Below are 7,052 nucleotides of genomic sequence, written 5' to 3'. Positions count from 1 at the left end.
ACAGTATCGAAAGTTGGTTTCTCCCCATATAAATAGTTGGCGGATTTGCAATCCGATGTCAAATAAAAATATTAAATATCAACGTGAAATAATAAATATGCCTCCTGCTGGTAAGGTCTTTTTCAAGTAATGAATTTTCATGTTCATTGCATGTTCCCAATACCCGGTACTATCTTTTTTCTTTTGCTTTACGGGAAGATGTACATTGGGGAAAATTGGACTTGTTTCAACAAAGGCATGACGTAGGATGAATGAGCGGAATTTTCTTTTTAGGGATCTAATATCGGTATTGATTATGTGTAAAGATTGCGGATGCGGAGGTGAACACTCCCATGAAAGTCACAGCCACGGTATGGACGTCCACGTTCCTGTGCTGGATGCCAATGACCGGTTGGCGGAACGCAACAGAGGTTTTTTTGCTGCAAAAAATCTGTTGGTGATCAATGTTTTTTCTTCTCCAGGGTCCGGTAAGACCTCCCTGTTGCAGAAGACGGCGGAAATGCTCCGGGGCCGTGCGCGCATGGGGGTGATCGTAGGGGATCTGGCGACGGACAATGATGCGGAACGCCTGAACCGTGCGAATATTCCCGTGGTACAAATTACTACGGGCACGATGTGCCATCTGGATTCCCATATGATTGCGGAGGCCATGAAGAAGATGCCTCTGGATGAGCTGGACGTGCTGGTGATAGAGAACGTGGGCAACCTGGTTTGTCCGGCTTCCTATGATTTGGGGGAAGGCATGCGCGTGGTTCTTCTTTCCGTGACGGAAGGGGAGGATAAGCCGTTGAAGTATCCTCCCATGTTCCATTCCGCTGACGTGGCCCTGGTGACCAAGTCCGATCTGGCGGATGCCGTGGATTTTGACCGGGATGCCGCCCTGGCGGCCCTGAACAAGGTGGCTCACCATGCGCGTGTGATTGAGCTTTCTTCCAAGAGCGGAGAAGGAATGGATGCCTGGTGTGACGAGATTGTGGAACGTGCGCGCCGCGTCCGGGAAGGCGGGATTCAGAATCATGTCCATCACCACCATTGAACAGGCCGCTGCGGCATTGAAATTTGAAATAGCCGGCCTCGTCCAGGGAGTCGGCTTTCGTCCCTATGTGTACCGTCTGGCTGTGCAGTTGGGGCTGAAGGGATTTGTTCGCAATACGGAATCCGGCGTTGAAATTCACGTGGAAGGGAAACCCGGCGTTCCGGAACGTTTTTTTACCGCGTTGATGAAAAACCTGCCGGAGCACGCCCGCGTGTACGGCGTGGAACAGTCCGTGTGCGAGCCTGCCGGTTTTGAAGAGTTCCGCATTGTGGAAAGCGACTCCTCCTCCGGGGGAGTTCCGATGATACTGCCGGATCTGGCCCCGTGCCCGGAGTGCCTGAAGGAGATGCGGGACCCGTCTTCCCGCCGGTATCATTACCCGTTCACCAACTGCACGCACTGCGGTCCCCGCTATTCCATCATTGAGACGATGCCGTATGACCGTGCGGGCACCAGTATGAAAAAGTTCCGGATGTGCCCGAAGTGCCTGAGAGAGTACCGGGATGTGGAGGATCGGCGGTTCCATGCCCAGCCCATCGGCTGTCCCTCGTGCGGCCCTTCCATGAAGGTACTGTTTTCCGATGGTTCGGAATTGGGATTCGGCCACGGGTTTGACACTCCTGCGGAGCAGGTAGCTTGGGTGCTGGCGGACGGCCTGATCGTAGCCCTGCTGGGCGTGGGAGGGTTTCAGCTGCTGGCGGACGCTTCTTCGGAAGCTGCGGTGAGACGCCTCCGGAGGTTGAAGGGGCGGGATGCCAAGCCCTTTGCCGTGATGGTGCCGGATCTGGCCGCTGCGGAAAAGCTTTGCCTTTTGTCAGAGGAGGAAGAACGCCTGCTGCTTTCTCCGGCGGCTCCCATTGTGCTGGCTCCCGGAAGGAAGGAGGTGGATCTGGCTCCCTCCGTGTGCATGTTCAGCCGTTTTGTGGGGGTGATGCTGCCGTCCTCCCCCCTTCATGCCCTGCTGATGGATGTGTGGAATAAGCCCCTGGTAGTGACCAGCGGTAACCTGAGCGGAGATCCCCTGTGCATTTCCGTAAAGGAGGGCTTGCAGAAACTGGGCCATGTGGCGGATGTGTTTTTCGTGCATGACCGTCCCGTCGTGCGGCCTGTGGATGATTCCGTGGTTCGCGTGTCGGCGGGGAGGACCATGATGGTTCGCCGCGCCCGCGGATATGCCCCGCGGCCCGTGTGGCGCACCTCTCCGGAAGCTCCCCATGTGCTCGCCCTTGGTTCCGGGTTGAAGAATACCGTTTGCTGGCTGAAAGACGGAGTGGCCGTCATGAGCCAGCATCTGGGCGATCTGGACAGCGTTTCTTCTCTGAATGCTTTTGAACAGACGGTGGAGACCCTGGGCCATACGCTGGGAGCCGCACCGCAGGTAATTGCTGTGGACGCTCATCCGGACGGCCCTTCCTCCGCCCTGGGCAGGCGCCTGGCCAGGGAGTGGAATGTGGAAGTCGTTCCTGTGCAGCATCATCACGCCCATGTGCTGGCTTGTGCCGTGGAGAATGAGACGCCGTTTCCAGCCCTGGGTGCAGCCTGGGACGGAACGGGATTCGGCACGGACGGAACGGTGTGGGGCGGAGAGTTTTTTGTCATGGAGGAGGAAGGGGAACCCCGGAGGGTGGCCCGGCTCAGGCCGTTCCTGCTGCCCGGCGGGGATGAAGCGGTACGGGAACCTGCGCGGTGCGCCTGTTCCCTGGCGCGGCAGATGGCGTCGTGGCGGACGGATGGGCTTGACCGTCGCCTGGAAGGCGGAATGGCCTTGCAGAAGCGGGAGGCCCTGGAGGCCATGATGGACCGGAATATCCATTTCCCGGCCACTTCATCCATGGGGCGCCTTTTTGACGCCATGGCTTTCTGGTGCGGTTTTGACGGCGTGGCTGGATGTGAAGGGCATGCCGCCATGATGCTGGAATCCTGGGCCGCCGCCGCTTCCGCGGAAGAAGTGCAGGGGAACCCGTATGAATGGATCATGCATGAAGAAGGCTCCCTGCTGGAGCTGGACTGGCGCCCGTTGCTGAAAGCCGTGGATGACGACCTGGTGAAAGGTGTTTCCCGCGGCTGCATCGCCCGGAAGTTTCATGAAAGCCTGGTGAACCTGGCATTTGACGTGGCGGAGCATTTCTGCATGGACAGGCTGGTGCTGGGCGGCGGATGTTTTCAGAATGCCTTTTTGCTTGAAGGACTGACGGGAATGGCCCAGTCTAGAAAGTGCCAGCTGTCCCTGCCGCAGCGGGTTCCCTGCAATGACGGGGGGATTTCCCTGGGACAGGCTGCGGCGGTCGTGCGCCAATGGAAAGGATAAGATATGTGTTTGGCTGTTCCCGGAAAGATCGTGGGCATTAATGAGACGGATCCGCTGTTCAGGCTTGGGGTGGTGGATTTTGGCGGCGTAACCCGTGAAGTGAACCTGGCCTGTGTGCCGGAGGCCGTTCTGGGGGATTACGTCATCGTGCACGTGGGCATGGCTTTGAGCGTGCTGGATGAAGAGACAGCGTTGCAAACCAGGAGGGAAATGAGGGAGATCGTGGAACATACCGATCCCGTGTCAGGATGATGCCGTTTGCCTGAATGAAAGCTTTAATGGTGTATGCAGAATGAAGTTCACCGGTTGCTTGAAGAGTTGCGCCGTGCCGTGACGCGGCCGTGGTCGGTGATGGAGGTATGCGGCGGCCAGACTCATGCCATTGCCTCCCTGGGGATGGAGGAGCTGCTTCCTCCGGAACTGCGCTTGATTCATGGCCCCGGCTGCCCGGTCTGTGTTACGGCCGTGGATTTGATTGACCAGGCCGTGGAGTTGAGCCTCCGCCCCGGCGTGGTCTTGTGCACTTACGGGGACATGATGAGGGTTCCCGGTTCCAATGGCGACCTGTTCTCCGCGAAAGCCCGCGGAGGGAAGGTACTCCTGATGTATTCTCCGCTGGAGGCGGTCGCTTTTGCGGGAAGCCATCCTGGCATGGACGTGGTGTTTTTTGCCGTGGGGTTTGAGACGACGGCTCCGGCCACGGCCCTGGCCATGCAGCAGGCCCGCGCGCTGGGATACGCCAATTTTTCCGTGCTTTGCGCCCATGTGCAGGTGCCTCCTGCCCTGGAATGGCTGATGGAACAGGACGAGGGAAGGCCGGACGCTTTTCTGGCGCCGGGCCACGTCTGCGCCATCACGGGTGAAGAGGATTATGGCCGTTTGGCCGTTCGCTACCGGGCTCCCATGGTGGTGACTGGGTTTGAGGCTCCGGACCTGCTCCGCGGCATGCTGATGTGCGTCCGCCAGCTGGAAGCCGGGGAATGCACGGTACGGAACGCCTATGGACGCTATGTAAAGCCGGAGGGGAATAAGGAGGCCCGGAAAAGGATGCAGGAGGTTTTTGAACCGGAAGACCGCCATTGGCGCGGCCTGGGGCTGATCCCCGGCGGAGGCATGAAGGTGCGCCGGGAATGGGAGGGCATGGATGCCTCCCTCCGTTTTGGATGCGGAAAAAGCGGTCATGGCGCGGATGAGGCTTCCGGATGTCTGGCCGGCCAGGTACTCAGGGGGCTGCTTCATCCGGAGGAATGCCCCTTTTTCGGCACATCCTGTACGCCGCTGGCTCCTCTGGGCGCTCCCATGGTGTCCGGGGAGGGGGCTTGTGCGGCCTATTACCGTTATAAGAGAAATTAATCCCATGTTTGAATGTTCTGTTCCGGAACACGTTTCCGACCGTATCCAGATGGCTCATGGCGGCGGCGGCCGTCTGATGAATGACCTGATCCGATCCGTGTTTTTGAATGCGTTTGGCTCCACTGCCGGAGGCGTGCAGAATGATGCGGCCGTGCGGGAGTTTCCACCGGGCCGGCTGGCGGTGACCACGGACAGCTTCGTGGTGCAGCCTTTGGAATTCCCTGGGGGAACGATTGGTTCCCTGGCGGTGCACGGCACGGTGAATGATCTTGCCATGAGCGGTGCGGATCCCCTGTATCTGACGGCGGGTTTTATTCTGGAAGAAGGACTTCCGATGGATGTGCTGGACCGCGTGGTGCAGGATATGGCAGCAGCGGCGCGGGCAGCGGGCGTCCCTATCGTGACGGGGGATACAAAGGTGGTGGAGCACGGAAAGGGGGATGGCATTTACATCAATACCGCCGGGGTGGGCGTGGTTCGCCACGGGTTGGAGATCAGCCCTTCCTCCGTGCGGCCGGGAGATTCCGTTTTGCTGAGCGGTGATCTGGGCAGGCACGGCATGACGATCATGGGGCTGCGGGCAGGGTTGTCCTTCGGGGTGGGATTGGAGAGTGATTCCGCCCCCCTGCATGAATCCGTGGCTGCCGTTGTCCGTGCAGGAATTCCCGTGCATTGCCTGCGTGACGTGACTCGTGGCGGGTTAACGGCCACCCTCTCGGAAATTGCGGAATCCTCCGGCCTGACGGTAAAATTGGAGGAAACATCCATTCCCGTGCGGGAAGATGTCAGGGCGGCGTGCGGTTTGCTGGGGCTGGACCCTCTTCAAGTGGCTTGTGAAGGCCGTTATCTGGCTATTCTCCCCAGGGAGCATGAGGAAGAGGCCCTGTGCCTGATGCACCGCTGCGGTGTCTCCGGCGGGGCCTGTGTGATAGGCCGTGTGGAAGAATTCAGAACGGCGCCGCTCCTGATGGCGGGGCGTCTGGGTGTGGAGCGGGTGCTGGCCATGCCTTCCGGGATGCAGCTCCCCCGCATTTGCTGATAGTGCTGGCGGGGCCCGCCTGGCGTAAATGGTTTCCGGATTGTTGGCAGGGAAGCGGTTGGGGCCGCTTCCCTGCCGGTCTGGCATTTCATAGGGATTTGCCGGAGCGGCTGTGTGTGCTTGTGGTGGAGCGACAGCCGGCTTGGTGTGGGGAAGTTTGTTGTCGGATGTGGATCAGGAAAGGCCGGAGTCTCCTTTTCCGGCGGCTGGAAGTGCTTTTAATGCCGTTTTTGCCTGCGTGTGGTCCTGTGAGGCTGCTTTTTCAAGCCATTCCCTGGCGGTATCCAGGTTCTTTTCCACGCCAAAGCCGTGCTGGTAGATGATGCCCATGTTGTATTGTTCGGAAGCATAGCCGGCCCTGGCGGCACGAAGGTTCCTGTTCTGCCATTCTTTGGCTTCCGCTTCGTTGAAATCCTGGTTCTTGCAGAATTGCTCCCACGTTTTTCCCAATTTCATGGCGGCCCGGGCAAATCCCATCAGAGCCGCTTTCTTGGTACATTCATCCGCCAGACTCACATTCTTTTCCACTCCGGGGGCACCCATCCGGTACAGGTGGGCCAGGCCCCAGTATCCGTTGGGACTGCCCAGGTCCGCGGCTTTCTGGAAAAGCAGGAGGGCGTCCGGATATTTTTTATGAGACATGGCGAATACCGCGTTGGCAAGGAAGCGTTCCGCCTTGGTGAACTCGTAGAATTCAGGCATGGCGGCCCATTCTGATTTGAGTTTGTCCCTGTCTTTCTTGGATGTGGGAGGCATTCCGGCAGGCGGGGAAATCCGGAAAACGGGGATATAGCCGGAGGCGCCCATATTGGCCAGTCCGGCCATCAGGAAGCAGCCCGGCTGGATACGCCACATATGCATGTACAGGACGCGGTCCGTAGGCAGGGAATCCTTTTCAATCCAGTCCGGCAGGTTCATGGGCGGTCCATAAAGGCCTGTCAGTCCGTTCAGCATGCGCTTGTACAGGGATTTCAGGCGCGTATCATATTCGTCCTTTCCTGCCTTGGTGTTGGAATAAAAAGAGACAGCCCTCAAGCCGCCGTCCTTGTTGTATTCGAAATGAAGGGAAAAGAAGAGGCTGCCAATGGGCTTTTTCGTTTTATAAACGCCATTCAGTCCGGTGCGGCTCAGGTAGGCGTCCGTTCCCGGTCCTTCCAGAGATTTGCAGGACTTCAGGGATTTCAGAAGCTGAGCTTCCTGCAGTCCTGTTTCCAGGGGGCCGTAAAGCGGCGATGCGCTGCAGCAGGCGGATGCATAGAGCAAGGCTGCATAACGATAGTAATCTATCAATTTCATGGGGGGATGGGGTAGGGGTT

6 protein-coding genes are annotated in these 7,052 nt (G+C 58.5%); 5 read left to right on the top strand and 1 reads right to left on the bottom strand.

The window, feature by feature from the left end; all coding sequences use genetic code 11:
- Positions 1 to 352 precede the first annotated feature (352 nt).
- The 5 genes from hypB to hypE are packed head-to-tail and all read left to right on the top strand — an operon-like array spanning position 353 to position 5,736.
- Positions 353 to 1,036 (top strand): hydrogenase nickel incorporation protein HypB, encoded by a 684-nt coding sequence (gene hypB / locus LIO64_RS05355; protein WP_290548418.1) that lies wholly within the window; start codon positions 353 to 355, stop codon positions 1,034 to 1,036.
- The gene (gene hypF, locus LIO64_RS05350; protein WP_290548417.1) at positions 1,017 to 3,344 is read left to right on the top strand and encodes a carbamoyltransferase HypF; all 2,328 of its coding nucleotides are present in this window, start codon (positions 1,017 to 1,019) and stop codon (positions 3,342 to 3,344) included. Before hypB ends, hypF begins: the two co-directional genes overlap by 20 nt.
- Before the next feature lie 3 nt (positions 3,345 to 3,347).
- On the top strand, positions 3,348 to 3,596 hold the full coding sequence (locus LIO64_RS05345) for a HypC/HybG/HupF family hydrogenase formation chaperone (protein WP_290548416.1): 249 nt from the start codon (positions 3,348 to 3,350) through the stop codon (positions 3,594 to 3,596).
- Between the two features lie 33 nt (positions 3,597 to 3,629).
- Positions 3,630 to 4,697, top strand: coding sequence for a hydrogenase formation protein HypD (hypD, locus tag LIO64_RS05340; protein ID WP_290548415.1), 1,068 nt, complete (start codon positions 3,630 to 3,632; stop codon positions 4,695 to 4,697).
- 4 nt (positions 4,698 to 4,701) lie between these two features.
- Positions 4,702 to 5,736 (top strand): hydrogenase expression/formation protein HypE, encoded by a 1,035-nt coding sequence (gene hypE / locus LIO64_RS05335; RefSeq protein WP_290548414.1) that lies wholly within the window; start codon positions 4,702 to 4,704, stop codon positions 5,734 to 5,736.
- Between the two features lie 174 nt (positions 5,737 to 5,910).
- Here the strand turns inward: hypE and LIO64_RS05330 are convergent, their stop codons facing one another.
- Complete coding sequence (locus tag LIO64_RS05330) at positions 5,911 to 7,032, bottom strand: tetratricopeptide repeat protein (protein ID WP_290548413.1); 1,122 nt, start codon at positions 7,030 to 7,032, stop codon at positions 5,911 to 5,913.
- Between the last annotated feature and the right edge of the window lie 20 nt (positions 7,033 to 7,052).

The sequence above is a fragment of the Akkermansia sp. genome (assembly GCF_020860705.1).
GTDB lineage: Bacteria > Verrucomicrobiota > Verrucomicrobiia > Verrucomicrobiales > Akkermansiaceae > Akkermansia.
This window is presented reverse-complemented; position numbering and strand designations above follow the sequence as displayed.

Bases quoted from the DNA above. Each gene is read 5' to 3' on its own strand.
- hypB (WP_290548418.1), top strand. From the start codon at position 353: ATGGACGTCCACGTTCCTGTGCTGGATGCCAATGACCGGTTGGCGGAA.
- hypF (WP_290548417.1), top strand. From the start codon at position 1,017: ATGTCCATCACCACCATTGAACAGGCCGCTGCGGCATTGAAATTTGAA.
- LIO64_RS05345 (WP_290548416.1), top strand. From the start codon at position 3,348: ATGTGTTTGGCTGTTCCCGGAAAGATCGTGGGCATTAATGAGACGGAT.
- hypD (WP_290548415.1), top strand. From the start codon at position 3,630: ATGCAGAATGAAGTTCACCGGTTGCTTGAAGAGTTGCGCCGTGCCGTG.
- hypE (WP_290548414.1), top strand. From the start codon at position 4,702: ATGTTTGAATGTTCTGTTCCGGAACACGTTTCCGACCGTATCCAGATG.
- LIO64_RS05330 (WP_290548413.1), bottom strand. From the start codon at position 7,032: ATGAAATTGATAGATTACTATCGTTATGCAGCCTTGCTCTATGCATCC.